Source organism: Methanolobus sp. WCC4 (genome assembly GCF_038022665.1).
In the GTDB taxonomy this organism is placed as follows: domain Archaea; phylum Halobacteriota; class Methanosarcinia; order Methanosarcinales; family Methanosarcinaceae; genus Methanolobus.
Genome location: NZ_CP150629.1, coordinates 291245 through 316529, shown reverse-complemented (window position 1 = coordinate 316529; position 25285 = coordinate 291245). Strand labels below are relative to the sequence as shown.

The window sequence follows — 25285 nt, the reverse complement described above, 5'->3', positions numbered from 1 at the left end:
TGGGGATCTCTTCCTCTCTTTTTAACCTTTAAATACGGTATTGAAAACACTTTTATCCATTTCTCTTCATCTAGTGCATATGAAGTACAAGGCTCTTGCAATCGACGTTGATGGGACTATAACTCATAGTGACCGCAGGCTCAGTCTTGAAGCTGCTGCAAAGTTGCGCTCACTGGATATTCCTGTGATAATAGCAACCGGGAACGTACTGTGTTATGCAAAGGCAGTGTCAAAACTTGTCGGTGTATGCTGCAATATCATAGCCGAGAATGGTGGTGTCATAGTCGATGGATTTGACAACGAGCCTATAGTCTCAGACGTTGTCCATGAGTGTGAGGAAGCATACGAGTTTCTGTCAACCGTGTATGATATGGAAAAACTGGATTCGGTTCACAGGAAGACCGAGATCGTCCTGAGAAGCACCTTCGATATCAATGAGGCAAGGGAACTCCTTGCTGACCGTTTCCCCGGTGTTGAGATAATTGATACACACTTTGCCATCCATATAAAGAGCAGGAAGATCAACAAGGGCACAGGTCTTCAGAAGATGGCAGAACTGATGGGACTTGAAACATCGGATTTCGTTGCAATTGGAGATTCAGTGAACGACCTGGAGATGCTTCAGGAAGCAGGCTTCGCAATCGCTGTAGGTAATGCCGATGATTTCCTGAAAGATATCGCTGACCATGTCTGTGAGGCTACATATGGCGATGGCACCGCTGAAGCTATAGATTTCCTTCTATCTAACGACCTGATATGATGGCAGCTTAGTGCCGGGTGTAAAAAAAGAGTGCAGAGCCGCAAAGGCAGGTATGCGCTTTGCAGTCTGTTATTCAGATATTGACGGGCTCAGTGCCCATTCCTCTTGCTATGTTCTTATCAACGACTATGTAGTCCTTGATAGCCCTGACAGATTCGAAGGGTAACAGGATATACTGCTCATCGATCTTGTACTTTGATGTATCAAGACTCATGTCCGGTTTAACTATCAGGTCGATAAGGTCTCCGGTCCTGATGTCCATTACGATGTTGAACAGAATGCCGATCTCTGTTCCATCAGTTGCCATTACCTGTTTGCTCGAAAGGTTCTTTGCAAAGACGTTTGCCATTTTCATTCGCCCCTATGTATAAAAATCACATCTAAATTTTTCATATATTTATCTGTATCCTATATAAGAACTTGCTTCTTCTTTCTTGATGCCGCCCTTGAACTGTGCCTGTATCTTCTCATAGTATTCTATCAGGTTCTCGGACAATGTTGGTCTTACCTTGTTCAAAGCATCCCTGAAATACTTCATGGTAACTTTCTCTGCGTCGAAATCATCTCTCAAAGAGAGCATTACTGCTTCTCTGCACACTGCTTCAATGTCAGCTCCGACGAATCCTTCCGTCATGGATGCAAGCTCGTCTATTGTCACATCATCGGCAAGAGGTATGTTCCTTGCATGTATCTTGAAGATCTCCTTCCTGCCTGCATAGGTGGATTGACCTACCAGTACCATCCTGTCAAACCTTCCGGACCTCAAAAGCGCGGGGTCGATTATGTCAGGTCGGTTGGTTGCGGCGACCACAACTATCTCTTTCAGTGGTTCAAGACCATCAAGCTCTGTCAATAGCTGGTTGACAACCCTCTCGGATACTTTGGAATCATCCGACCCGGCACTCCTCATTGGCGCGATCGAGTCTATCTCGTCGAAGAACACGATACATGGAGCCACCTGTCTTGCTTTCTTGAATGTCTCCCTGATGGCCTTCTCGGATTCTCCTACCCATTTGGACAGCATCTGTGGTCCTTTTACACTGATGAAATTGGCATTGGATTCATTGGCAACTGCCTGTGCGATGAGTGTCTTACCAGTGCCCGGCGGTCCGAAGAGCAGTACTCCTTTAGGTGGTTTGATACCCATGCTGATGAACCTGTCAGGTCTTGTGAGCGGCCATTCAACAGCTTCCTTGATCTCCTGCTTGGCCTTGTCAACTCCTCCGACATCCTTCCATTTCACATCAGGTACCTCTACAAGCACCTCTCTCATTGCAGAAGGCTCGATCTCACGAAGCGCGTTCTCGAAGTCGTCCCTGCATACTGTGATGTTATCAAGGATCTCCTGTGGGATGTCCTCCTCCTCCAGGTTGATATCAGGCAATGCACGCCTCAGGGAACGCATTGCACCTTCCTGTACAAGTGCAAGGAGATCGGCACCCACAAAAGCCTGTGTGTGTTTTGCGATATGATCCAGATAATCCTCATCCACATCATCTGCAAGCGGGACACCTCTTGTATGGATCTGGAGGATCTCAAGACGGTCCTCTGTATCAGGTACGCCTATCTCTATCTCCCTGTCGAACCTTCCTGGTCTGCGAAGTGCAGGGTCGATGGCATCCACACGGTTAGTGGCACCGATTACGACGACCTGTCCCCTTTCCTCAAGCCCATCCAGCATGGTGAGCAACTGGGCAACGACCCTGCGCTCTACCTCTCCGGTGACGTTCTCTCTCTTTGGTGCGATCGAGTCGATCTCGTCTATGAATATGATAGAAGGTGCATCATCCTCTGCCTCCTCGAAGATCTTACGAATGCGTTCCTCGCTCTCCCCGTAATATTTGCCCATTATCTCGGGTCCTGCGATGTAGAGGAAATTAGCTCTGGATTCATTGGCAACTGCCTTTGCGATAAGTGTCTTTCCAGTTCCTGGTGGTCCATAGAGTATAACACCCTTTGGAGGTTCGATGTTCAGTCTCTGGAATAGCTCGGGGTGTCTCAGTGGAAGTTCGATCATCTCCCTGACACGCTGTATCTCAGTACCAAGTCCGCCGATATCCTCGTATGTCACACCTCTGGTGGCTCCGTCATAGCCACGGACAGGCTTCTGGCGAAGTTCTATCTCTGTGAACTCTCCGATAATGAGTATCTCTTCATCCTGTGGCTCAGTTTCCACAGCGATAAGCGGGATTGCCTGTCCACCGCCCTGTGATGTCATGGGCTGTGTCATTGAACTGATGATAGGTATTATGTCTCCTTCAACAAGGGGACGCTTCATTATATTACGCTTGATGATCTCGCTGATGTGATCGCCATATTCCATTGTCACCCCTTCAGGTGGTGCCAGTATGACCTTTGTGGCAGTCACGACCTCTGCCTTCCTGACGGTGATCCTTTCACCGATGCCCACACCTGCGTTCTGCCTTATGAAACCGTCTATCCTGACAATTCCCTGTCCCCAGTCCTGTCTTTCAGCTCTCCATACCTTGGCAGCAGTCTTTCTTTTCCCTTCTATTTCGACTATATCACCGGGTGAGAGCTGCAGGCTCAGGAGGGTCGTGGGGTCCAGGCGGATAATACCCCTGCCAAAATCATTAGGGTGCGCCTTTTCTACTTTGATCTGTACTTCATCCATATTTTCATCCCTCTGGTCATTATTAGCAAACAGTACGTTAGAGTATGACTGTAATTTATATCTACCTATTTTATTCTAAAGAATAAATAAGATATGGTCTCCGCATTCTTTTCAGTTATCCATTTTATCGGGTCGCTTATGATCTGCTGAGAAGATTTAAATATCTGCTATGTGTACTAATCGATGTAAGATTCGGTGCTATTCTGGGATTCATATTAGTGGATTTTATCTTGATGTTTTTCATTATGGTTTTGGATCTTAAGTTTAATTAAAGGACGTGCATTATTTTGTTTAACAACAATGACAGAGAATCAACAGCTCCTGTAGATGTTGGAGAGACCTACGAAGTAACGATCGAGGATATTGCAAGAGAAGGAGACGGAATTGCCAGAGTAGAGGGTTTTGTCATCTTCGTGCCTGGAACTCAGGTCGGCGACACCGTGAACATCAAGATCACAAGAGTATTGCGTAAATTTGCTTTTGGAGAGAAGGAAGAGTAATTCTTCAAAGAATGGTTCATTGTGACCATTCTTCCAAACTCTTTTTTGTTTCATTTCTATTACTTTGATCGTTCCTGCGAGTTATAGTGTTCTCATCCTATCTTCTGACCTAAGATATCTTTTTATGTGTTGCAGATCCATCTTTTTGTATGGGGTTAAAAGCATTATTTTTGAACTGTACTTTGAAGTATTCGCCTGAGATCTCTAACACCAGGGTCCTTATTGACAAAGCGGTTAAACTTTTTGAGGAGCTTGGGGTTGAAAGCGAGGTCGTGAGGGTAACGGACTATAACGTTAAGTTCGGTGTTTCCTCCGATGAGGGCGAAGGCGACCAATGGCCTTTGATACTGGAAAAGATCAAGGCATGTGACATTCTCATAATAGGTTCACCAATATGGTTCGGTGTACGTTCCTCAGTAACACAACTGGTACTCGAAAGACTGGATGGTACCTATGAGGAATATGATAAGGAGACCGGCCAGTTCCCCCTATATGGAAAGGTAGCTGGTGTTGTTATCACCGGCAATGAGGATGGAGCTCACAACATTGCTGCCAATACATTGTTCAATCTGACCCATCTGGGCTGCACCGTGCCACCGAACGTTGATAGCTACTGGGTAGGTCCGGCAGGTCCGGGTCCGAGTTATATCGATGCCGGAGGCGAGAGGCATCTCTACACCAATAAGACCATCAGGTATATGGTCAACAACCTTGCATTCTTTGCAAAACTTCTGAAGGATAATCCTATCCCAACTAACATAAACAAGCTTTATGAGGACGCTGTGAAGGAAAGCGATTAATGACGCTCTAAAGTAAGGTTAAAACTAAAATATACTAATAAAAAAAAGTAATGTGATGATGGTTATTCCATCATCAATGCCATTAAACTGTCCCTTGCTTCTTCTATCTCTTCAAGTGTCAGCTCGATCTTAGAATCGCCTGTCTGGATGTTCAGGACATTTCCACCTGTAGTACCTATTACTGTGTATGGTACATCCTTGAGCATCTCTTTTACTGCATCAGGCTCGGATGTTGCTACCAGTGCCCTTGCATAGGATTCGGAGAACAGGACATCATCTGCCCTTAAGCCTTCTGCGATGTTGCTCAGGTCGATGTCAGCACCGTAGTTCTCGCACATCTCACTGATCGCGGCAGCAATTCCACCGACTGATACGTCATGGGATGCAGTGAGCTTTCCACTCTTTGCAAGGTCGATGAGCGTGTCGATCACCTTTACAACATTCTCCGGTGGCTGTGGAGCCTTTCCGTCCATTTCCTTTCCGATGATGTTGTAGTATTCAGAGCCACCAAGTTCGTCAGATGTTGCACCTATGAGGATGATGGTGTCGCCGTCCTGTATGAACACTCCGGCTGGTGCCTTGTTAACATCCTCTATATGACCTACAAGTCCGATGGATGGAGTTGGTGCGATAGCTGTCTTGAACTCGCCACTCTCATTGTATAGTGATACGTTTCCACCTACTACTGGTATTGTCAGGTCCCTTGAAGCATCACCGAGTCCGAGAATTGCATGTTTGAACTGCCAGTATATGTCAGGTCTCTCCGGATTTCCGAAGTTAAGACAATCCACGATCGCAAGTCCGCGTGCTCCCTTGACCGCGAGATTCATGGCATTCTCGATGACTGTTCCCTTTCCGCCTGCATATGGGTCAAGGAGTGTGTGTCTTGGATTGCATCCGCAGGAGAGTGCTATTCCCTCATTTCCGTCGATGCGAAGTATACCTGCATCATCGCCCGGTTTTCTTACAGTGCGTACCTGAACTTCATGGTCGTACTGCCTGTAGATCCATCTCTTTGATGCCACGTTGTGTGAGGAAAGTACATCGAGCACTGCCTTCTTCATGTCTGAAGGAAGTTCCGGTTTCTCGCCGATGTCCCTCTCTTCAGGTGCAGTTGAAGGACGCTCGAATGTTGGTGCTCCTTCTGTGAGTAGTTTTACTGGTATATCTGCAGCAACCTCGCCCTTGAACTCTACTGTGTAGTTCAGTTCCTCGGTGAGCTCTCCTATCATGCTGCCGTTGAGGTCGTACTTCTTTGCGATATCAAGGACAGCATCGACATTCTCCGGTTCTACTTCAAGGAGCATACGTTCCTGTGATTCTGCGATAAGTATCTCGTAAGGTGTCATTCCGGTCTCACGAAGGACCACATTATCAGCGATGATCCTCATTCCCAGGTCACCTTTGGATGCCATCTCTGAACTTGCACCTGCAAGTCCGGCTGCACCAAGGTCCCTGCATGACTTCACATAGCCTTTACCGATCGCTTCAAGTGTAGCTTCGATAAGGAGCTTCTCTGTGAACGGATCACCGATCTGGATACTTGGCCTGTCCTCTGCTTCGGAGTCCTCTGAGAGGTCCCTTGACGCGAAGGATGCTCCGCCAAGTCCGTCCCTTCCTGTTGTGGATCCCATGAGCACGAGCTTGTTACCTGCCTTCTGTGCACATGCTGTAACAACGTCCTTCTCACGTGCAAGACCGACAGCAACAACGTTGACCAGTGGGTTTCCGCTGTATGAACTGTCAAAGTAAGCCTCACCACGTACTACAGGAACTCCTATACAATTGCCGTATCCTGCGATACCCTCGATGATATGTTCGAAAAGATAGAGGTTCTTCGGGTTGTCAAGAGGTCCGAAGTAGAGAGGGTCCATAAGTGCTATGGGTCTGGCTCCCATGGAGATGATGTCACGCACGATACCTCCAACACCGGTTGCTGAACCGTTGTATGGGTCCACATATGAGGGGTGGTTGTGGCTTTCCATACCCACGGCAAGCACCCATCCATTGCCGAAACTGATGATCGCTGCGTCGTCACCGGGACCTATTATGACCTTGTCTCCGGTAGTTGTAAATGTCTTAAGTAATGGTGCACTTGAGCGGTATGAGCAGTGCTCACTCCACAGGTTCAGGAAACAACCCTGTTCTACAAGATTTGGTTCCCTTCCCATTTTCTCAGTTATGATCTTTAAGTCCTCTTCAGGTAACATTCATGTGCCTCAGGTTAATTCGGTTATTAGATTCTGGATATTGAATTGGTTAATTGATCAGTATATATAGTAATAGTCCTGTCAGGGCTTTAAAGAACGCGGGATGTAATAAACATTTCTTTGAACAGGTTTTAAGGTAGATGTGGATAATATGAAAGGATGGGTTCGTCCACACAAGGTATACAGTTCACTGACATCGATTATCAAATTCGAAGAGGTCCCCTTCTTTGATGTTCATCTTCCGGTTCTTTCCGTGGGACATTTCAATTATGTACTTGACCTTCTCCCTGCTGGAGCTACTGCCTATCCAGGGCTTCAGGCTGTCCGTCCTGATGACCCTCTTTTGCTCGTCAAGGAATATGACATCGATCGGGTATGTTACAAAGAGCATATGTAATGAGACTTTCTGAGTCTTTTTCATGACAAAGACCAGTGCATAGTCCTTAGATATCCTTCTGCTGAACATAAGTCCCTTCGCCTGGCTGAGCAGGTTGCATGCAAAATCAACGTCCGTTGCTATCTCTTTACCATTAGATATTAATATCATCGAAGTTTTACTCTATTCATCTATTTAGTTAAATGCATATGGAGTGTTTAAAATAGATAATAATGTCGGAGGAAATACCACAAGATGAGTTCTGAAATGTGTTCGGTCTGCGGCTTGCCAAGAGAGCTTTGTATATGCGAAGAAGTGGCAAAGGAACAGCAAAGAATTGTAGTAAAAGTGAATAGAAGAAGATATGGTAAAGAAGTGACAGTCGTAGAGGGTTTTGATGCCCACGAGATCGATCTTCACGAACTATCTACATATCTGAAGTCTAAATTCGCATGCGGTGGAACCGTAAAAGGCAGTTCTGTGGAATTGCAGGGTAATCACCTGAGCCGTATGAAAGATGTTCTTATTCAAAAAGGATTTTCACCGGACCAGATCAAGGACTAAACCTATTTCTTATCATGTGTGGGACTCCCACACATCTTCCTGCAGAGGTATTCTGCTTACATCCTGTTCTTCAGCGGCTGTGCTGAAGGATATTTATTTTTGTTTGCTCTTATAGACGGAGACTTTTGATCATACTCTTTTGTATTCCGCTCCTATGGATATCATATAGTGTCTCTCTACAGAGTCCAAATATTGTGTATTAACTTTCTCTTTTTGAGATCACAAGATACATGCTGGCAACAAGCAATAACAATATGCAAACAGATGTGGTGACGATAACTGCAAAATATTGTCCGCCAAAACCTTCAGGTGAAACATGCTTCAGTAGTATCCCTGCATAAGCCCAAACAATAACAAGTCCATATGCAACATCTCTGTTCTTTAGCATTGTTGTGGTTCCGATAATGAATCCAACAACAATGATCATAACAGCCCATGTCTCCTCTGCCAGTCCATATCCTTTCCAGCCTGAACTGACAAGAAGTACAGTAGCATTAGCGATCGTTGCCACTGTGATCCATCCAAAATATACGCTAAATGGAAGCCTGATAAACAAATAGTCTCTTTTGGAAAGTTGTTCATTGTTTATCACCTGATCAATAAGGATCAGGCAAACAAGGATCACAACCATCATGATCATAGATAATGGGATCAGTTCATAATGCCATGAGAATATCCAGGCCGCATTGGCAATAGAAGAAATAGAAAATATAATTCCAATATTATTCAATAGGTCGGGCTTTACATCATTTGCGTTTCCTTGAAGGATTCCAAGCTGGTATAGTGTATATCCTCCTAACAAAAAATATATGATTCCCCAAATTGCAAAAGTCAGTCCTGCCGGAGCAAAAAGATTCGGATAAGAATCTGAGACCTGACCAGTGGTTATACCGTTGATCGGGAGGATATTGGCCAGCGCATTGACGGTGATCATGGACAAAAAAGTAATTAGCACGACAATCCTGATCATTGTGATTCTATGCTTTCTTTCCATGTCGTTTCCTCTTATTATCAATTATACTCAACTTTGATAGTAAAACTAATGGTTCTATAGAAAAGTTCAGCTTTGAGCAGTTATTTTGTGTTGGATCGAACAGATCCATTCACATGATCATAATGTGACTCAAATATCATTGAATATTCCAAATGTCTGCGTGGTCTTTGATCTCTTAACTCTCTTCTCCATCCAGTATTTCATGCCGCAACTCGTATGAAATATCTATCAGTAGCATTTCGGGAAGCGATCCTAACTATGCACATGGATATCTGGCATATCTGACCACAGGGTCCTAAAATAAGTGAACGATCGGATGCATTTATAAGTGCACAGGCTCCTGAATCTTAATTTTGCATGTATTTCCCGTTAGGGAATAAGTGCAAATCTACTGTAAGACCTATATTTATTTATTGAACGTCCTCTCTTAATATAGTCTATGAAGCGTATCTATATGGACCATAGTGCAACCACTCCTGTGGACTCCCTGGTAGTGGATGCCATGCTACCTTATTTTAGCGAGATGTTCGGTAATTCGTCCAGTCTCCACTCTTTCGGCATGGAAGCTGCAGAGGCTCTGACAAGAGCACGTGAACAGGTTGCAGAGGCCATTGGAGCTTCTCCAGAAGAGATCATCTTCACATCCGGTGGAACTGAATCTGACAACCTTGCCATAAGGGGGGTTGTACCTCATAACGCCGGAAAGAAACACATTATAACATCGGTCATCGAGCATCCTGCAGTTCTCAATACATGTGCTCACCTTGAGGAACTTGGTCATGATGTTACTTATGTCCCGGTTGATGGGGATGGGATAGTCGACCTTCAGGTATTGAAGGATTCGATCCGCGATGATACTGTACTTATCAGTGTGATGCATGCAAATAATGAAGTAGGCACTATCCAGCCTATAGAGGATATCGCACAGATAGCAAAGGAACATAACATCTGTTTCCATACCGATGCGGTGCAGACAGTGGGCAAGGTCCCTGTCAATGTGGATGACCTTGGTGTGGATATGCTTTCCATTTCCTCTCATAAGATACATGGTCCCAAAGGTGCCGGAGCGTTGTATGTACGCAAGGGCACGGCTATCGAACCGATAGTCTTTGGTGGCAATCATGAGAAAGGACTGCGCTCCGGTACAGAGAACATTCCCGGTATAGTAGGTCTTGGAAAAGCAATGTCCCTTGCACATGAACGTCGTGAAGCCGATGCAAAGCACATGCATGAAATGCGTGATTCTCTCATAGGCCGTGTTTTCGATGCTCTCCCCGATGTCCGCCTGAACGGACATCCTGCGAAGCGTCTTCCGAACAACGTGAACCTGAGCTTCAAGTACGTGGAAGGCGAGTCCATGCTGATGATGCTGGATATGAAAGGCATTGCCGTATCAACAGGTTCGGCATGTTCCTCAAAGTCCCTGAAAGCATCCCATGTTCTCAGTTCCCTTGAGCTGGAGGATGATTATATACATGGTTCCCTGAGGATAAGCCTTGGAAGGGAGAACAGCATGGAGGATATAGACTATGTTGTTGAGAGCCTGAAGGATATCGTGCTGAAACTGAGGGCAATGTCCCCACTTTCAAATTCATAATAGGGTAGAGGAGTATAGTAGATATGTATTCAAAACAAGTGATCGAGGAGTTCAGTAACCCACATAACGTAGGCGAGATCAAGGATGCTGACGGAGTGGGTGAGATAGGAAGTACCGTTGACGGTGACATAATAAACATCTCTATAAAGGTGAAGGATGATGTTATAGAGGATGTGAAGTTCAGGACATTCGGTTGCGTTGTTGCTATTTCCACATCAAGCGCAGTAACAAGGCTTGCAAAGGGAAAGAAGGTCGATGAAGCTCTTGAACTTGCAAATGAAGATGTACTTGAAGCACTTGGTGGCCTTCCGGAAGGAAAGGACAGGTGCTCGGGTTTTGCCCTTGATGCCCTTAAACTGGCGATCGAGGACTATCAAAAAAAGAATAAATGATAACAAGGTGATCTCCAGTGAAAACGACGTGTGAGATAATGGTTCAGCGGGTACTCCCTGCTATTCGTGCAGAGCTTGCAAGGGATATGATAAAAGAGCATGGGAAGAACCAGCAGGAAGTTGCTGATATCCTTGAACTCTCAAGGGCGGCGGTATCTCAATATCTCAACGATAAACGTGGAGCTGATGTCGATTTCTCCGGTGATGCCCAGCATGAGATCCATAATTTTGCTTCAAGGCTCATTGAAGGAATGAATTCAAGGGAGCAGGTTGCAGGTATGTGCAATATCTGCAAGTTCGTCCAGCGTTCCGGCTGGCTCAACAAGAATGAACCGGATGCCGGATATTGTATTCTTTGTGGAGATGACGAGGACAATTGAGCCCGAGTCTCTGCATCAAATGTAAGGGCAAAGGTCTTTGTGGAAGACCACGCTGCCCTATTCTGGAAAAATTCAAGTCTATTGAGTCTGTTGTTCCGTCCTCTTCAGGAGAGACATCCATCTTCGGAGCATCGCCTCCATCTGTATTCGTGGGCAGGTACAATTATCCTGATGTCAGGGCAGGGCCCATGATACCACCGCAGCTTGCCGGGGATGAGGCAATGCAGCTTGAGGATCCCAAAGCCCTTCTGAAAATGAACATACAGGACGTGATCTCTTCCCGTTCGCAGCTTGTGAGGGCAAATACCGGTATCAATGTTAAGAAAGCCCGCACTCCTGACAATCCGCTTATCGAAAGGTCACAGGAGCTGGCACTTTCAAAGAAACCAGTGGATACTGAAGCCTGGTTCAACAAACCTATCACTAACAAGCTAAAGTTCGATAATGTCCTCACTCCCATGGGTCCATCAGGTGACCTGAAGAAGTTCGATATTACAGAGAATCCGACCGTGCCTAAGAAAGTGGATTACCTGGTCTATGATGAGGATGCCCTTGCAAAGGATGTGATATCCGAACTGTGGGATAGCAATATCCCTGCAGAGCATATATCCCGTCTTCTTTCCATTGGGCTTCTGGGTCAGGAAAGAAAGCTTGTTCCCACCCGCTGGTCCATAACAGCGGTCGATGATATGGTTGGCAAGGACCTTCTCCCTGGAATAAGGGACTATCCGCAGATCAGTGAGGTAACTGTTCTCAGTGGCGGTGTATTCGGCAATCACTTCGAGATCGTCCTTATTCCCCGGATGTTCTCATTCGAGCTTATAGAGGTCTGGATGCCACGCACGGTCTGGTCTGGAGGAAGCACCTGGATCGAAGCCGATCATGAAGATTTTGGCGGGAAAAGGAAATACTCCAACCTTGCCGGAGGTTATTATGCAGCCAGGCTTGGCGCCCTTGAATATCTCCACTCCATACGCAGGCAGGCAACTGTGTTCATGGTGAGGGAGATCCGGCCTGAATACTGGGCTCCCCTTGGTGTATGGGTGGTCAGGGAAGGTGTCAGGGAAGCCTGTAAAAGTGAACCGGAAAAGTTCGAGTCCGTTGAGAAGGCACTGGCAGATATCTCCGCCCGTTTAAAGACCCCATCTGCAGAATGGATGGAAAAGGCAGCTATGTTGCCGGATGTCCGCTTCCAGAGAACGCTTGACTCATTCTTCTAAATATAACTATATACTTCTACATATTACTATATAGTATATGATAGACACATTTATCTCCATAATCCTCCTTGGCCTACCAAATCTATATAGTGGAGAATATTATCGATGAGTCTGTTTGATCCTCTCGTTTTATTACTGATTGCAGCAGGTCTGTACATGGCATGGAACATAGGTGCCAATGACCTTGCCAATGCAATGGGAACGTCAGTAGGCAGTGGTGCACTGTCTATCAAACAAGTGATTATCATTGCGGGTGTTTTTGAGTTTGCAGGTGCAGTGCTATTTGGTAAAAGGGTTACTTCGACCATTGCCAAAGGTATTGTACCTATTGATTCTATCCTTGATCCGCATCTTGTGGCCGTTGGAATGCTTGCAGCCATCCTTGCAGCAGGTTTTTGGATCACTCTTGCAACTTTCTACAACCTGCCCGTTTCGACCACACACTCTATCGTAGGTGCGGTCCTTGGTTTTGGTCTTATGGCTGCATACAGCGGCATTATCGGATTTGGTGATATCAAATGGTCAGTACTCGCTAAGATCGTAGGTAGCTGGCTGGTATCTCCGGTCCTTGGTGCTCTTATCGCTTACGTTATTTTCTCTCTGATCAGGGTCCTTATACTTCAGAAAGCAGATGACCCCTATAACATAGAGAAGAAATTCGTCATCCTGCAGATAATGACTGCCTGTTATATCGCTTTCGCACATGGTTCCAACGATGTTGCAAACGCTGTTGGTCCGCTCTACGCTGGCCTTCACTCACTGGAGATGGCTGGCCTTCAGATCCCGATATGGGTAATGGCAGTTGGTGGTGTAGGAATGGTAATAGGACTTGCTACATGGGGATATCGTGTCATAGAGACCATTGGTACACGTATCACCGAGCTTACTCCTACACGTGGTTTCTCTGCAGAGTTCGCCACTGCATCTGTTGTAGTACTTCACAGTTACAGCTCTCTTCCCATCTCGACAACGCATACACTGGTCGGTTCTGTCATAGGTGTAGGTCTTGCCGGTGGTCTGGCAGCAGTTGATTTAAGTGTGATCGGTAAGATAATTGTATCCTGGGTAGTAACCGTGCCTATCGCAGCACTCACGTCTGCTCTTTTATTTGCAGGACTACTGGGAGTTGGAATATGATAAGAAAAGACTATATCCGTTCTGTACTGGACATATTTGCAAGTTCACCTTTCAAGCCGCTTGTACTGCATGCAAATAAAGGTGGGGATTGTGTAAGGAAACTCAATGAATCCCTCATTGCTTTCTGTAATGGAAATATGGATATTGTAGAGGAATTGAGCCAGCAGATCGATGTGATCGAGCATGAGGCCGATATTCTGAAACAGACCATCCGTTCAGAGCTTTCCTCGTCCATCATGCTTCCGGTACATGCCAATGATCTGCTAAATTTCCTCAAACCTCAGGATTCAATATCTGATGATGCCCAGGAGGTGGCATTCTGGCTTACTGTGAGGAAGTTCGAAGCACCTGATAATGTACGTGACGGCTTCAGAGAACTTATGGCAAAGACCCTTGCTACTGTGGAACAGTATGAGGAACTCGTATCAACGATAAGTGAACTGCTGGAGACCTCATTTAGTAAAAGGGATGTTGAGGAGACTCTTGAACTTGTGGTAAAGGTCGAGGAGATGGAGCATCAGGTGGATGTCATTGAAAAGGAGCTTGTAAAACTTATCTTCATAAACGAGGAGAATATAGGCCCTACCGGTGTGTATCATCTTTTCCGTCTTGTAAGGGGTATCGGTGATATCGCAGACAAGGCAGAACACTCTGCGGACCGGTTAAGGACAATGATCTTGAGAAGGTGATCCCCTTCTCATATCACTTGTGAAGACAACCGTCCTCATTCATCTTTTTTAGCAATTCGATTACCGAATATGCAGCGCGGGTTATGCCCATGCTTCTCTTATCCGTATCCGTTCCGGCAACATAGAGTCCACTGACAGGTGTTCTCACATCAGCAAAATAACCATCAATGGTCACTGCCGCTTTTTCAGGGATAGTGATCTGGTCATGTGCCATCTCTATGTGGTCCTCTATTCCCGGGACCGCTTTGTAAATGGTCTCATATGCATCCTTTATCTGCGACTCGTGTTTCTTCTCATCATCGATTATGAATGTGAAACCGACCAGTTGTTTTCCTTTAGGTGCCAGTGAGGCATCATAGTTGCTAATGGGCATGGCCCAGTAAGGTGAGTCCTTGAACCATATCTCTGAGCCCATGTAGTTGAACTCGTCCATTATGGTGTCCAGGCCTGTCCATACGGTCAGGCTCTTTGTGTGCACGACCCCTTTTAGTTCCTGAACGTATGAGTTCGGCAGGCTCTCTATCATGGAAGGCAGGTCGGTCACAAATCCGGTGAATATGACCTTTTCAGCATTGTAAACCTCATCAGCTTCCACGCCCGTGACCTTTCCATTGCTGGTTAGTATCTTCTTCACTTCACAGCCGGTTCTGATCTCAACGGTCTTAGGTAGTGAGAACAGGACGGCGTTAAGGACTGATTTCAGTCCTTTCCTCGGGTAGCCCTGTGAATAGGTGACCTTGTTGGTTGCCAGCCTTCCCAGAGACGTGAATGGATTGGATACCTTGCTGAGCCTTGTCTCCAGTGATGCATGGAGGTTAGGGGGTAATATGGATTTAGGAACTGCGATAGGCTCCATACCTATCTTCTCATTGGACTTCATGATGGTCTCAAGCTGTTCTTCCGGAACACTGTCACGAACGAAACTGCTCCCTGAAAGGATCCTCTGTGCAGAGGTCTGCTTCATGTCCTTGCCCGAAAGGAAGTAACAGATCGTATCCATGAAGTCATAGGTATCCTGTGAAAGGTTACCGGGCATGAACTCATATACGGATTGTCCTGAAAGGTCCGTGCCGAACGTTGAAAGTGTCATTGCCTTTGTGATGGCCTGTGTTATGACCATCCTGTCCTTACGCGGAAGGATGTCAAAGGTAACGAATTCCTTGATGTTGGAAGGGACCTTCATAAAATGGTCCTCTGTCCTGATAAAATAGTGTCCGTAATCCTCAAAGACCGGAACGTAATCAAAATAGTTGTCCATGAGCCTTCTAAGAGGCCCTACTTCCAGGTGTGTGATCGCATGGGCACCTGTGTCTACCTGGAAACCATCAACCATGTAGCTGTTGCAGTTGCCTCCAACGATCGTGTTCTTTTCGAGAACAAGTACTTTATTCCCATGTTTGGAAAGCGTGAGTGCGGATAGAAGTCCGCTTATACCTGCACCCACAACTATCACATCGTAATCTTCCATCATTTCCCCTCATTACGATAGTGTGTAGCTTATTCGAATATCTCAGGAACTATACGCTTTGCAACTTCTTCGTATGTCTTTGAAAGGTCACCTTTGTCAAAACGGAAAATATCCTTGTCCATGGACTCGCCGGTACTCTTGTCCCAGAATCTGCATGTGTCGCATGATATCTCATCGGCGACAACTATCTTGCCGTCGACCCTGCCGAACTCAAGTTTGAAGTCTGGCAAAAGGAAGCCTTTGTCTTCAAGGTATACTTTGAGTATCTCGTTTATCTTCAGTGCCATCTCACGGATCTGTGCGATCTCTTCATATGTGGCAATTCCCATGGCAACAGCGATGTCCTCGTTCATCATAGGGTCTCCGTATTCATCGCTCTTGAAGTCCATAACGATCACAGGTTTCTCGAACACGGTGCCTTCCTCTATCGGGTACTTGCGTGTGATGGAACCTGCTGCGATGTTACGTGGGATAACTTCGATGAGTATGATCTCAACAGCCTTTACGAGCATCTCTGTGTCTGACACCATTTCGATGTAGTGGGTAGGAATGCCCTGTTCTTCAAGCATCTCGAATATCTTCTTTGAGATCTGGGCATTGAAATAACCCTTGTTCTTCGCTTCGCTCTTCTTCTTTCCGTCGAATGCTGTGAGGCTGTCCCTGAACTCGGAGATGAGCTTTGTCGGGTCATCTGTCTTGTAGATCGTCTTTGCCTTTCCTGAATATAGTTCTTCTTTTTTCATGTTTGCTCTCCTTTTGTTGATGTTATTGTTTAATAGTGATATATACTGAATGTTCTATAATTATTTATGTCTTAATTTATGTATCATTAATGTAGTATTATTGCATACAAAATGTTATTCTATCACTAAATTATACTGAATCAATTATCACAGGTGAATCATATGGAACAGGAACTTATGCGTATTGGGGTGTCTCTTCCCGAAAATCTTCTTACTAAATTTGATTCGATCATCGAACAGCGTGGATATTCTTCCCGTTCAGAGGGGATAAGGGATTCCATCAGGAACTATATTACCCACTATGAATGGATGAGTGATGTAAAAGGCAGACGTGTCGGTACTATCACATTGATCTATGATCACACCAAGCGCGGCCTGTCAAGCTCTCTCACTGAAATACAGCATGATTACTCCCATATTATTAAGTCTTCCGTCCACATCCATCTCGACCATGACAACTGCCTTGAGGTCATTATCCTCGATGGTGAGGGTGAAGAGGTAAAAGCAGTCGCTGAAAGGACAATGGCACTTAAAGGTGTCAATTATGTCAAGCTCAACACTGCTCTCCCCACAGAGAAGATATAATACCCAATATTCAATGCATTATCTGTAATGAATTGATACTGATATTATAGATATTAATATCAGTTCTCTTTCTTGAACGAGGACTCGATCGTCCTCAACATCTTTTCCCCTGGTTCTGTAAGATAATATATCTGGAAGTTCTTGTCACGCCGGGAATCGATCAGGTCGGCATCCTTGAGAAGCTTCAGATGATATGAAAGCGCGGAATGCTTGTAGTCGGTGATCTCTACCAGCACACAGACACATAGTTCGCTGACCTGAAGGGCTTTAAGTATCTGTATCCTGACCGGATCGGAAAGCACCTTGAAAAGAGATACCAGGTGGTCGACATTCTCTTTCATTGCAGAATGTACCTTAATGGTCGTAGCATCTGAAAGGATATATGGTTCCTGCTTTCTTTCTGATCCCTGCGTAGTCATCTGCTGAATAATTATCAGCTAAAATGATTAATAGGTTTTGGAGTAGTAAAGAAAAAAGAAGAGAAAAAGCCTAATTTAGGCCCTTCGATCCATGTCATGCTCAATACCATATATGGAGAACATTATTGCTGGTTCCGACTCCTATGGCAAGTTCTTCTTTATCATAGTTCACTGCTGCAATATTGGTACTGAGGCTGTCTGCAAGTCCTATTTCAGCTACCACTTTCACTCCTTCATCCGTGTGTTCCAGAACAGCCAGCTTCCGGTGGTTCTGCAAAGGCACGAGCAATTCCATTTCCTCATCATCATCAAAGTCACCAACCATTGACATGTCAAGGTTCCCTGATCCGGCCAGATGCGAACTGTATCCTGATAGACTCGAGATAACTTTCAGTTCATCGTCTTCCCACTGGTAGAACTCAACGACACCTCCGATATGTGGTGTGAGCACATCGATGATCTCGTTCTCTCCTTCAGGTCCGGATGGTGCAACAGCTATCTGCTGTCGCCATCTGTATCCGGTACCTGCAGCAGTTCCTTCTGCAACGATATCTCCTTCCTCATCGAACACAACAAGTCTCGCCCCTTCATTCGCATTGCTCAGGGTGACTATGATCTCCCTTTTTCCATCATCATTCAGGTCGGTCCATATGGGTGTTATTCCCTCGATAACATCTTCTTCAGGTACATCGATCACTTTGCTGATGCCAGGATTCCCTATGGTATCCACAATTGTTATACTCGAAGCCTCTATGCTGTCTCCCAGGACTCCGTGCCCGTACTCATCTGTAGGGCCGGTGAGTAACATGACCCTCTCATTCTCATCCAGTAGCAATCTGGAATCAGGGAGGGCATTGACGTCAAGACGTGCGGTTTCCTTCTCATTCACCCTGAACACAAGATCCCCCTCCGTGTCTATGAAAACCGTCCTTCCTGAACTTGCAAGGACTATCGGGTGACTGAGCAGTGATTCGTTCCAGAGTCCAGGTGCTAACAGGAAAGCCTCTTCATCCTTTATCATTAGGATGGGGGGACTTTCAGGATGAATCCTTGAGGGGCTGATATCTATCTCTCCGATTGTCCCGTTGGAAAACTCAAAAGCCTGAACCTCTCCGTCCTCCATCACAACGGCCCAGATACTGCCGTTGTCAGAGGGTGCGGCAAGCACCCATTCAGGTTCACCTTTAAGGTCAACATCGAGACGTTTTGCATTCGATATATCCAGCTTGCCTTCAGCAACCCTGTTACCATCTGGCCGCAGGTGCGTATATGCCAGTGTGAAAGGTGTCCTGTAATCAAAGGTGCAATAATCGCAATCCAGTATCTCATCAGGTATCGTAATATCTTCCTGTACATCCTGCTGTCCATTGAGGGCTATGGCAAGGATGGCTATTGCTGCCAGCATGACAAGTAGTATGTATTTCTCTTTCCCGCTACTTGCTATCATCCGCTTTCCTCACATTCGCTGTTGTATATTTCAATAGTTCTGCAAAGAGGAATGTTGTAAAGGCAACTGCAACTGGCATGATCCACTGCGCAGGGGACAGTGGCAGCAGTCCGAACGCCTCATTGAGTCCCGGGATGTACATAACCGACATCGTGGCGAAGAACGTGGCAGTGACACCGGCTATCATCAGTCTGTTGCTGAATATCCCTATACTTATAAGAGAACGTTCGAGGGACCGGAATGCCAGTGGTATGAACAGTATCATACTTACCACGGTTGCAAAGGTGAGTGTCCTCGCCATGACGGTATCGGCAGCAGGTTCGCTCAGGGCGAACACAAGGAAGGATGCTATTCCCATGACGAATGCCAGTGTGATCACAAGGAAAAGGTTCCTCTTTTTCAGGAAATTGTCATCAGGGTCCCTTGGTGCCCTCCTCATTATGTCCTCTGTTGCCGGGTCAAGTCCGAGGGAAATTGCCGGCATGATCTCATTGAACATGTTGATGAAAAGGATCTGTAGTGCAAGTAGTGGTATAAGGTCGAAACCAAGCAGACTGATGCCTGCCATGATAAGTATGATCAGTGTGAAGTTCCTTGATATCAGGTAGGTTATGAACTTCTCGATGTTGTTGTAGATGGTTCGTCCACCCCTGACAGCCTCAACGATGGTGGCAAAGTTGTCATCCTGCAGGACCATCACACTGGACTCCTTGGCGACATCCGTCCCTTTGATCCCCATTGCGATGCCGATATCAGCTTTCTTGAGAGCAGGCGCATCGTTCACACCATCACCTGTCATGGCAACGATATGTCCTTTCCTCTGCAGGGCATCGACTATCCTGAGCTTCTGTTCAGGCATGGTCCTTGCATAGACATGGATGTTCTCGACCACAATAGAGAACTCCTCATCGTCAAGCTCTTCAAGTTCATCACCTGTGACCGCGCAGTCTTCTGCAATACGCCGTAGTTTCTCATCCTCATAGACCCCGCATCCTTTCCCGTCGTCGAAGAGCCCTATGCTTCTTCCGATAGCCTTTGCAGTTTCCTGATTGTCCCCTGTGATCATAATGACCTGGATACCTGCCTTTCTGCACATCTCCACGGCACCCTTTACCTCTTCACGCGGAGGGTCTATCATAGCGACAAGTCCCAGGAATGTCATATCCTTTTCGAAGTCACCGTCAATCTTCTTGCCGGGACTTTCCTTGCATGCAACTGCCAGCACACGATAGGCCGAACTTGCGAACTCCAGGTTCTTTTCCAGTATCCTTTCCCTGTCCTGCTCTGAGATCGGATGAAGTTCCCCGTTCTTCTCGATGCTGCTGCACTCTGGCAGGACGAACTCAGGTGCTCCCTTGGTGAATGAGACCATTCCATCTGCTGTGTTGTGGATAGTGGTCATGATCTTCCTTTCGGATGTGAAGACTATCTCTTCTACCATCTCATAGTCCTTCTCAAGATCATCCTTCCAGAGGTCTGCCTTTGCAGCGGCAACGGTCAATGCTATCTCGGTGGGGTCTCCAACGACCTCCCATTTCTCCTGTTTCTTCTCGATGGCAGAGTTGTTACAGAGGGCGATGCCTTTCAGCAGCTTTATCGTGGTGGGTTCTTCTGAAAGGTTAACATGGTCGCCCCTTTTCAGGAACTCTCCCTTTGGAACATATCCTGCTCCGGTGAGATCAAGGGCGTTACCGCCTGTGAATACCTTCTCAACGGTCATCTCGTTCTTTGTCAGGGTGCCCGTCTTATCGGTACATATCACAGTGGTGGACCCAAGGGTCTCCACAGCAAGCATCTTCCTGATGATGGCATTGTGTCCTGCCATCTTCTTCATGCCGTAGGCGAGGGTTATGGTAAGTGTGAGTGGCAGTCCTTCGGGCACGGCTGCAACTGCCAGTGCAAGGGAGATAAGCAGCATATCCGCAAAGGGTGCTCCAATTGATATTCCGATCACAAATGTTATCGCAGAGGCGAGCACCGCGAGAAATGCAAGTGTCAGGGACAGTTTTGTGATCTTGACCTGTAGAGGTGTATCCTCTTCCTTTGTCTGTATGAGACTGGCTATCTGCCCTATCTTTGTATCCATGCCGGTATCTGTGACCACAGCCTTACATTTTCCGTGTACCAGTTGCGTTCCGGCAAAGATACCCTCTTTCTCATTCTTTCCTACGGGAACGCTTTCACCGGTCAGGGCGGATTCATCGATCCTTAAAGCAACCGTCTCAAAAAGAACTGCATCAGCAGGGACCTTGTCCCCGGTTTCCAGGACAAGTATGTCTCCGGGAACCACATCGCCTGTGGGTATCTTCCTGAGTTTCCTGTTCCTCATAACAGTTGTTTCGGGTTCCACAATGCTTTTCAGTGCTTCCATGGCCTTTTCTGCTCTGTATTCCTGTACGAAACCGAGTACGATAACAACAGCAATGGTGAACATTATCACCCAGAAATCGATGACCTCGTCTATCATCAGGGATATAACGGCAGCTGCCATCAGGACCCAGACTATCAGGTTCACGAACTGTCCGGCAAATACTTTGAGTGCCGTGGTCCTCTCTTTCTCTTCCAGCTCGTTCTTTCCGTATCTTTCAAGTCTTGAGAGGGCTTCCTCTTCGCTCAGTCCGGTTGCAGAACTATCCAGTTCTTTGAATGTATCTTCGATATCCAGGAACGTATCTCCCACATTATTTACTCCCTGTCACTTTCAATAAGATAACTGATGATTAGTATTGGATCTCTGCCTTTTTTAATCCTCTGGCAAAAGTATTTGATATGTAATTGTCAGTGCTCCTGCAGACATGTGATGCAAAGCCGATCGCTGATGCGATGACCATATCCCACTCATTCTCAGAAAGCTCCTCTAGCGACCTGATTCTCATTGAATATAGCATGTACGCGATACCTGCATCGAAATTATCTCCTGCACCGATGGTGCTTACCGTTTCAATTGCAGGAACCCTGTAGCATTTTGATAATGAAGGTGTTTTGAGATACACTCCTTCTGAACTGGCGGTGTATATGAAGTGTTCACACCCGTTCTCCAGAACGAAATTGTATGCCCCTTCAGCATCTCTGCACCCGTCTATCATTCTCATATCCTCATCGGAGGCACGGACGATGTCTGAACAGGATATGTTCTTCCTGATCATCGGTCTGATCCCTTCAAGCAAAGGTAGTTGCGACTCACGGAAGTTCGGGTCATAGATAATTGTGGAGCCTGCATCCCTTGCGTCCCTGATGATCGTATCAAGCCCTCTTCTGGCATCTTTTGTTACAGAGAGGATCGAGCTGAACATGACAATGTCATCAGGCCTGAATTCCGGGATATCGATGTTAAGGCGTTCCTGTGGTGGGTCCTCGTAGAACTCATATGTGGCATCCTTCTTCTCATCAAGGAATGCCAGCGCAATGGGTGAATTCCCATCATAAAGGCACAGATGTTCTGTGGATACGCAGTTCTCTGTGAGGAATTCGCGTATTATGTTCCCTATGTTGTCACGGCCGAACTCACTGATAAAATATACAGGTATTCCTGCTCTTCCAAGTGATATGGAACTGTTGAGCATGGAACCGCCCGGGCAGGCGGAAACAGGTTTGCCTTTGCTGAACAGTATATCGTAGAAAGTCTCACTGATCGCAAAGACACGGCTCATAATAATGCCTGTTCTCTCTTAGCTCGCTCAGCTGTTTATCTGTCAGTTATATCTTCAAGGACGCCCTGGTAGTATATGACCTTCCCATCATCATCTCTTACAATCCTGGTCCTTTCCTCTACTAACCTGACATGTTCTTTCTTTGTCCTTATCCGATACTTCTGCCTGTGCTCTGACGCACCTTCAAGTGCATTCTCGGCAAGTTCAAGGAATACACGGTCTGCATCATCCGGATGTATCAGGTCCCTGAATGTGACCTTGCCGGATGTGAAGTCCTCAGCCTTGTAGCCAAAAGCCTCTATACCTCTCGATATGAACTCGACAGGCTTCTCTTCTTTCGGGGTTCTGATGAATGCTATCATCTCGCTGATGTGCACCAGTTCCTCAAGTGCTCTGGTACGAAGTTCCACCCTCTTCTGCAGTTCCATTGCGTCAATGTCACATTTCTGTGTTTCCTGCATTTCCTCTTCATTCAGACGATCTTCTTCCCTGTCATAATTGCTGGTCTTGTCAAATCCTGTGTCCTGACCCATAGAACCCCCTCCATATTTCCTTAAATATTATCTTATTCAATAATTTAAGTATTTGTTGCATTGATCACCTGTTCATCCTATGCTGGATGTTCAGGTAGTTCCTGATCCCTTTCCTTGTACCTGATTGCCATTTCGAGCAATACAGGGGAGACAATGATGGAGATAACCACCATCAGCACGATGGCTGAGAATACCTCAGGACCTATTATGCCAAGTTCCCTGCCAATGGCAATGACCACAAGCTCCACACCGGCGCGTGGCATCATGCCTATGCCGAATATCAGGCTGTCATTTGAACTAAAACCCACAAGCTTTGTGCCTACAAATCCTCCTATAAGTTTTCCTGAAAGGGCAAGTACGATCACCAGGGCGGCAAAAGTGCCGGCGGTGTACAGTACCTCTGTCTCTACCGTTAGTCCGATGAATGCGAAGAACAGCGGTGTGAAAATACCGTAGGCTACACCGCTTACTTTTTTCTGCACGGTCTCTATTTTGGCCAGAGGCAGGTCCGAGAGCAGTACACCTCCGAAAAATGCACCGATAACAGCGTGTAGTCCGAAAAGTTCGGCAAGGTATGCCGATAGTAATGCTATGAGGATGACAAAGGAGAATATCGATTCACGGGTGTGCATCTTCTGTATGTATTCAAAGAGGCGTGGGAATACCTTCCATCCCAGGAGACCCATTATGATAATGAATGCAATTATATTTCCCAGTATTCCGAGCAAGTGATATGCCGATGGGAGATGGTTGAGCGTTGCAAGGGAGACCACTATCGACAGGAGGAAGATCCCGATAACATCATCGAATATGGCTGAGGTGAGCATCATGACTCCTGGTCTGCTTGAGAGATAATCGGTGTCTATCAATGTCTTGACAACCACGCTGATGCTTGTGGGGCTGAAAGCCACCGCAAGGAACAGACTCTCTGTGAATCCGAAGCCGAACATCCTTCCAAGCAGGAACCCAAAACCGAATGCAAAGAACATCTGACTCAAGGTGGGTATAAGTGCACTTACAGATGCTGCTTTCAGGTCCTTTGCATGAACCTCCCTGTAACCTGCGGTGAACAGAAGGAATATTGCTCCCAGCTCTGCGAAAAAAGTGAATATCTCTATGTCATCGGGCTTCAGTGCAAGTGCAAAGAGCATCCCGGCCCCAATTTCCCCGATCATTCCGGGGAACCCTATTCTCTCGCTTACCTCACTGAATATCCTTGCAAGGAACAAAATGATCATGATCTGGAAAAGCGCTTCCATTGATCATTGTCTCCTCATCTCATGTATCTTCCTGATTATATCCGACCTGGAGATCACGCCGACCAACTCTTTGTCCCTGCTCACATATAACCGGTCGATGTGATGCTTTATAATCAGGTCCACTGCATCACATAATGTGGCATCAGGGGATATTGTCACAGGATGATGCACCATGAGTGTGGATGCATCCTCGCTCAGTGCCTTGATAGCCATCAGGTGTGTGTGATGGTGTCGATGGCTTCTTTCAAAGAAAAGCAGTTCAAGTATGTTATCCTGTCCTATTATGCCAACCAGTTCATTGTCTGAATTCAGGACGGGATAACTGTGGTAGGGTGTCCTCGTCATGAGTTCTATGATATCCTCTATGGGATCATTGTCTCTTACGATTATGGTCTCTTCGGACATGACGTCGCTGACCACAACTTCAGCGCAGGCATCAGATAATCTGGTTCGGTCCCTCGGACTGTCCTCTGCTTCTTTACGGACATCCGTTTTTTCCGTTGTTTCATCTCTGTTCATGGACATACAAGCGAATTTGAAGAATAATAAAAAAAAGGAAGGGATGACCGAAGCCATCAGGCTCCGGTAACATCTGTCTGAAACAAAAATAGGTTTATTTGATGTAAAGTCCGCACTTGCATGAACCACGCATCTCAACGTCTCTTGTCCTTGCAGCACATGGGCAGATTATCTTCTTGTCCTGTTCCTTGTCACCTGTTCTCTTCTGGCAGAAGCAGTACCATTCTCCATACTCCTTCTTGTTGTTGCAAATACCCTTTACAGCAGTTGTGATAACATCCCAGTCAGTGTTAAGCTTGTAACCGGTTGTTTCTGCATTTTTCTTGGACCTTTCGTAGAATTCAGCTTCCAGATCATCTTCGAATTTCATGGTAACACTCTCTTTATTTCATTAGAACATTGGTCTTC

Annotated in this window: 26 protein-coding genes; 11 read left to right on the top strand and 15 right to left on the bottom strand. The window is 46.2% G+C overall.

What is annotated here, in order from left to right:
• The first annotated feature begins 79 nt into the window (after nucleotides 1-79).
• Nucleotides 80-760 carry a phosphoglycolate phosphatase gene (locus V7O63_RS01665; RefSeq protein WP_340819571.1) on the top strand — a complete coding sequence of 227 codons (681 nt, stop codon included), beginning with the start codon at nucleotides 80-82 and terminating at the stop codon, nucleotides 758-760.
• 73 nt (nucleotides 761-833) lie between these two features.
• Here V7O63_RS01665 and V7O63_RS01660 read toward each other — a convergent pair whose 3' ends face one another.
• Both V7O63_RS01660 and V7O63_RS01655 read right to left on the bottom strand, forming a co-directional pair.
• Nucleotides 834-1109, bottom strand: a complete 276-nt coding sequence (locus tag V7O63_RS01660) for a PRC-barrel domain-containing protein (RefSeq protein WP_340820866.1) — start codon at nucleotides 1107-1109, stop codon at nucleotides 834-836.
• 48 nt (nucleotides 1110-1157) lie between these two features.
• Nucleotides 1158-3395 carry a CDC48 family AAA ATPase gene (locus tag V7O63_RS01655; protein ID WP_340819570.1) on the bottom strand — a complete coding sequence of 746 codons (2238 nt, stop codon included), beginning with the start codon at nucleotides 3393-3395 and terminating at the stop codon, nucleotides 1158-1160.
• 287 nt (nucleotides 3396-3682) lie between these two features.
• Between V7O63_RS01655 and V7O63_RS01650 the strand changes: the two genes are divergently transcribed.
• A complete protein-coding gene (locus tag V7O63_RS01650; protein WP_340819568.1) occupies nucleotides 3683-3895 on the top strand; it encodes a TRAM domain-containing protein in 213 nt (70 codons plus the stop codon).
• Nucleotides 3896-4044: 149 nt separating this feature from the next.
• Nucleotides 4045-4695, top strand: a complete 651-nt coding sequence (locus tag V7O63_RS01645) for a flavodoxin family protein (protein ID WP_340819566.1) — start codon at nucleotides 4045-4047, stop codon at nucleotides 4693-4695.
• A 62-nt stretch (nucleotides 4696-4757) separates the two neighbouring features.
• On the opposite strand, the gene purL is transcribed toward V7O63_RS01645, so the two are convergent.
• Nucleotides 4758-6905, bottom strand: coding sequence for a phosphoribosylformylglycinamidine synthase subunit PurL (purL, locus tag V7O63_RS01640; protein ID WP_340819564.1), 2148 nt, complete (start codon nucleotides 6903-6905; stop codon nucleotides 4758-4760).
• A 187-nt stretch (nucleotides 6906-7092) separates the two neighbouring features.
• Complete coding sequence (locus V7O63_RS01635; protein ID WP_340819562.1) at nucleotides 7093-7452, bottom strand: DUF192 domain-containing protein; 360 nt, start codon at nucleotides 7450-7452, stop codon at nucleotides 7093-7095.
• An 84-nt stretch (nucleotides 7453-7536) separates the two neighbouring features.
• On the opposite strand from V7O63_RS01635, the gene yciH reads away from it, so the two are divergent.
• The gene (gene yciH / locus V7O63_RS01630) at nucleotides 7537-7845 is read left to right on the top strand and encodes a stress response translation initiation inhibitor YciH (RefSeq protein WP_091935029.1); all 309 of its coding nucleotides are present in this window, start codon (nucleotides 7537-7539) and stop codon (nucleotides 7843-7845) included.
• 199 nt (nucleotides 7846-8044) lie between these two features.
• On the opposite strand, the gene V7O63_RS01625 is transcribed toward yciH, so the two are convergent.
• Nucleotides 8045-8839, bottom strand: a complete 795-nt coding sequence (locus V7O63_RS01625; protein ID WP_340819555.1) for a tryptophan-rich sensory protein — start codon at nucleotides 8837-8839, stop codon at nucleotides 8045-8047.
• Nucleotides 8840-9278: 439 nt separating this feature from the next.
• On the opposite strand from V7O63_RS01625, the gene nifS reads away from it, so the two are divergent.
• The 6 genes from nifS (at nucleotide 9279) to V7O63_RS01595 (ending at nucleotide 14254) form a co-directional block, all read left to right on the top strand.
• Complete coding sequence (gene nifS, locus V7O63_RS01620; protein WP_340819553.1) at nucleotides 9279-10436, top strand: cysteine desulfurase NifS; 1158 nt, start codon at nucleotides 9279-9281, stop codon at nucleotides 10434-10436.
• 23 nt (nucleotides 10437-10459) lie between these two features.
• Entirely contained in the window at nucleotides 10460-10828 is a 369-nt protein-coding gene (locus V7O63_RS01615; RefSeq protein WP_340819551.1) for an iron-sulfur cluster assembly scaffold protein, read from the top strand.
• Nucleotides 10829-10845: 17 nt separating this feature from the next.
• A complete protein-coding gene (locus V7O63_RS01610) occupies nucleotides 10846-11208 on the top strand; it encodes a helix-turn-helix domain-containing protein (protein ID WP_340819549.1) in 363 nt (120 codons plus the stop codon).
• A complete protein-coding gene (locus V7O63_RS01605; protein WP_340819547.1) occupies nucleotides 11205-12428 on the top strand; it encodes an Nre family DNA repair protein in 1224 nt (407 codons plus the stop codon). The genes V7O63_RS01610 and V7O63_RS01605 overlap by 4 nt, the downstream gene beginning before the upstream one ends.
• Nucleotides 12429-12533: 105 nt before the next feature.
• Nucleotides 12534-13565 carry an inorganic phosphate transporter gene (locus V7O63_RS01600; RefSeq protein WP_340819545.1) on the top strand — a complete coding sequence of 344 codons (1032 nt, stop codon included), beginning with the start codon at nucleotides 12534-12536 and terminating at the stop codon, nucleotides 13563-13565.
• Nucleotides 13562-14254, top strand: a complete 693-nt coding sequence (locus V7O63_RS01595) for a TIGR00153 family protein (RefSeq protein WP_340819544.1) — start codon at nucleotides 13562-13564, stop codon at nucleotides 14252-14254. Before V7O63_RS01600 ends, V7O63_RS01595 begins: the two co-directional genes overlap by 4 nt.
• Nucleotides 14255-14267: 13 nt before the next feature.
• Here the strand turns inward: V7O63_RS01595 and V7O63_RS01590 are convergent, their stop codons facing one another.
• Complete coding sequence (locus V7O63_RS01590; RefSeq protein ID WP_340819542.1) at nucleotides 14268-15722, bottom strand: NAD(P)/FAD-dependent oxidoreductase; 1455 nt, start codon at nucleotides 15720-15722, stop codon at nucleotides 14268-14270.
• A 29-nt stretch (nucleotides 15723-15751) separates the two neighbouring features.
• Nucleotides 15752-16465 (bottom strand): phosphoribosylaminoimidazolesuccinocarboxamide synthase, encoded by a 714-nt coding sequence (purC, locus tag V7O63_RS01585; RefSeq protein ID WP_340819540.1) that lies wholly within the window; start codon nucleotides 16463-16465, stop codon nucleotides 15752-15754.
• 162 nt (nucleotides 16466-16627) lie between these two features.
• Between purC and nikR the strand changes: the two genes are divergently transcribed.
• Nucleotides 16628-17050 carry a nickel-responsive transcriptional regulator NikR gene (gene nikR / locus V7O63_RS01580; protein WP_340819538.1) on the top strand — a complete coding sequence of 141 codons (423 nt, stop codon included), beginning with the start codon at nucleotides 16628-16630 and terminating at the stop codon, nucleotides 17048-17050.
• 59 nt (nucleotides 17051-17109) lie between these two features.
• On the opposite strand, the gene V7O63_RS01575 is transcribed toward nikR, so the two are convergent.
• From V7O63_RS01575 to V7O63_RS01540, 8 genes are all read right to left on the bottom strand, one after another.
• Nucleotides 17110-17469: a metalloregulator ArsR/SmtB family transcription factor gene (locus tag V7O63_RS01575; RefSeq protein ID WP_340819536.1), complete on the bottom strand. Its 360-nt coding sequence runs from the start codon at nucleotides 17467-17469 to the stop codon at nucleotides 17110-17112.
• A 100-nt stretch (nucleotides 17470-17569) separates the two neighbouring features.
• Nucleotides 17570-18916, bottom strand: coding sequence for a hypothetical protein (locus V7O63_RS01570; RefSeq protein WP_340819534.1), 1347 nt, complete (start codon nucleotides 18914-18916; stop codon nucleotides 17570-17572).
• On the bottom strand, nucleotides 18903-21596 hold the full coding sequence (locus tag V7O63_RS01565; protein ID WP_340819532.1) for a cation-transporting P-type ATPase: 2694 nt from the start codon (nucleotides 21594-21596) through the stop codon (nucleotides 18903-18905). Before V7O63_RS01565 ends, V7O63_RS01570 begins: the two co-directional genes overlap by 14 nt.
• A gap of 40 nt (nucleotides 21597-21636) precedes the next feature.
• Nucleotides 21637-22566, bottom strand: a complete 930-nt coding sequence (locus tag V7O63_RS01560; RefSeq protein WP_340819531.1) for a PfkB family carbohydrate kinase — start codon at nucleotides 22564-22566, stop codon at nucleotides 21637-21639.
• A 35-nt stretch (nucleotides 22567-22601) separates the two neighbouring features.
• On the bottom strand, nucleotides 22602-23099 hold the full coding sequence (locus V7O63_RS01555) for a PAS domain-containing protein (RefSeq protein WP_340819529.1): 498 nt from the start codon (nucleotides 23097-23099) through the stop codon (nucleotides 22602-22604).
• 77 nt (nucleotides 23100-23176) lie between these two features.
• Entirely contained in the window at nucleotides 23177-24358 is a 1182-nt protein-coding gene (locus V7O63_RS01550; RefSeq protein WP_340819528.1) for a cation:proton antiporter, read from the bottom strand.
• A 3-nt stretch (nucleotides 24359-24361) separates the two neighbouring features.
• Complete coding sequence (locus V7O63_RS01545) at nucleotides 24362-24877, bottom strand: CBS domain-containing protein (RefSeq protein WP_340819525.1); 516 nt, start codon at nucleotides 24875-24877, stop codon at nucleotides 24362-24364.
• A 94-nt stretch (nucleotides 24878-24971) separates the two neighbouring features.
• Nucleotides 24972-25247, bottom strand: coding sequence for a ferredoxin-thioredoxin reductase catalytic domain-containing protein (locus V7O63_RS01540; RefSeq protein ID WP_340819524.1), 276 nt, complete (start codon nucleotides 25245-25247; stop codon nucleotides 24972-24974).
• Nucleotides 25248-25285 lie beyond the last annotated feature (38 nt).

What these genes read in the sequence shown, in the direction of transcription:
- V7O63_RS01665 (WP_340819571.1), top strand. Translation starts at nt 80, where the DNA reads ATGAAGTACAAGGCTCTTGCAATCGACGTTGATGGGACTATAACTCAT.
- V7O63_RS01660 (WP_340820866.1), bottom strand. Translation starts at nt 1,109, where the DNA reads ATGGCAAACGTCTTTGCAAAGAACCTTTCGAGCAAACAGGTAATGGCA.
- V7O63_RS01655 (WP_340819570.1), bottom strand. Translation starts at nt 3,395, where the DNA reads ATGGATGAAGTACAGATCAAAGTAGAAAAGGCGCACCCTAATGATTTT.
- V7O63_RS01645 (WP_340819566.1), top strand. Translation starts at nt 4,045, where the DNA reads ATGGGGTTAAAAGCATTATTTTTGAACTGTACTTTGAAGTATTCGCCT.
- purL (WP_340819564.1), bottom strand. Translation starts at nt 6,905, where the DNA reads ATGTTACCTGAAGAGGACTTAAAGATCATAACTGAGAAAATGGGAAGG.
- V7O63_RS01635 (WP_340819562.1), bottom strand. Translation starts at nt 7,452, where the DNA reads ATGATATTAATATCTAATGGTAAAGAGATAGCAACGGACGTTGATTTT.
- yciH (WP_091935029.1), top strand. Translation starts at nt 7,537, where the DNA reads ATGAGTTCTGAAATGTGTTCGGTCTGCGGCTTGCCAAGAGAGCTTTGT.
- V7O63_RS01625 (WP_340819555.1), bottom strand. Translation starts at nt 8,839, where the DNA reads ATGGAAAGAAAGCATAGAATCACAATGATCAGGATTGTCGTGCTAATT.
- nifS (WP_340819553.1), top strand. Translation starts at nt 9,279, where the DNA reads ATGAAGCGTATCTATATGGACCATAGTGCAACCACTCCTGTGGACTCC.
- V7O63_RS01615 (WP_340819551.1), top strand. Translation starts at nt 10,460, where the DNA reads ATGTATTCAAAACAAGTGATCGAGGAGTTCAGTAACCCACATAACGTA.
- V7O63_RS01600 (WP_340819545.1), top strand. Translation starts at nt 12,534, where the DNA reads ATGAGTCTGTTTGATCCTCTCGTTTTATTACTGATTGCAGCAGGTCTG.
- V7O63_RS01595 (WP_340819544.1), top strand. Translation starts at nt 13,562, where the DNA reads ATGATAAGAAAAGACTATATCCGTTCTGTACTGGACATATTTGCAAGT.
- V7O63_RS01590 (WP_340819542.1), bottom strand. Translation starts at nt 15,722, where the DNA reads ATGGAAGATTACGATGTGATAGTTGTGGGTGCAGGTATAAGCGGACTT.
- purC (WP_340819540.1), bottom strand. Translation starts at nt 16,465, where the DNA reads ATGAAAAAAGAAGAACTATATTCAGGAAAGGCAAAGACGATCTACAAG.
- nikR (WP_340819538.1), top strand. Translation starts at nt 16,628, where the DNA reads ATGGAACAGGAACTTATGCGTATTGGGGTGTCTCTTCCCGAAAATCTT.
- V7O63_RS01575 (WP_340819536.1), bottom strand. Translation starts at nt 17,469, where the DNA reads ATGACTACGCAGGGATCAGAAAGAAAGCAGGAACCATATATCCTTTCA.
- V7O63_RS01570 (WP_340819534.1), bottom strand. Translation starts at nt 18,916, where the DNA reads ATGATAGCAAGTAGCGGGAAAGAGAAATACATACTACTTGTCATGCTG.
- V7O63_RS01560 (WP_340819531.1), bottom strand. Translation starts at nt 22,566, where the DNA reads ATGAGCCGTGTCTTTGCGATCAGTGAGACTTTCTACGATATACTGTTC.
- V7O63_RS01555 (WP_340819529.1), bottom strand. Translation starts at nt 23,099, where the DNA reads ATGGGTCAGGACACAGGATTTGACAAGACCAGCAATTATGACAGGGAA.
- V7O63_RS01550 (WP_340819528.1), bottom strand. Translation starts at nt 24,358, where the DNA reads ATGGAAGCGCTTTTCCAGATCATGATCATTTTGTTCCTTGCAAGGATA.
- V7O63_RS01545 (WP_340819525.1), bottom strand. Translation starts at nt 24,877, where the DNA reads ATGAACAGAGATGAAACAACGGAAAAAACGGATGTCCGTAAAGAAGCA.
- V7O63_RS01540 (WP_340819524.1), bottom strand. Translation starts at nt 25,247, where the DNA reads ATGAAATTCGAAGATGATCTGGAAGCTGAATTCTACGAAAGGTCCAAG.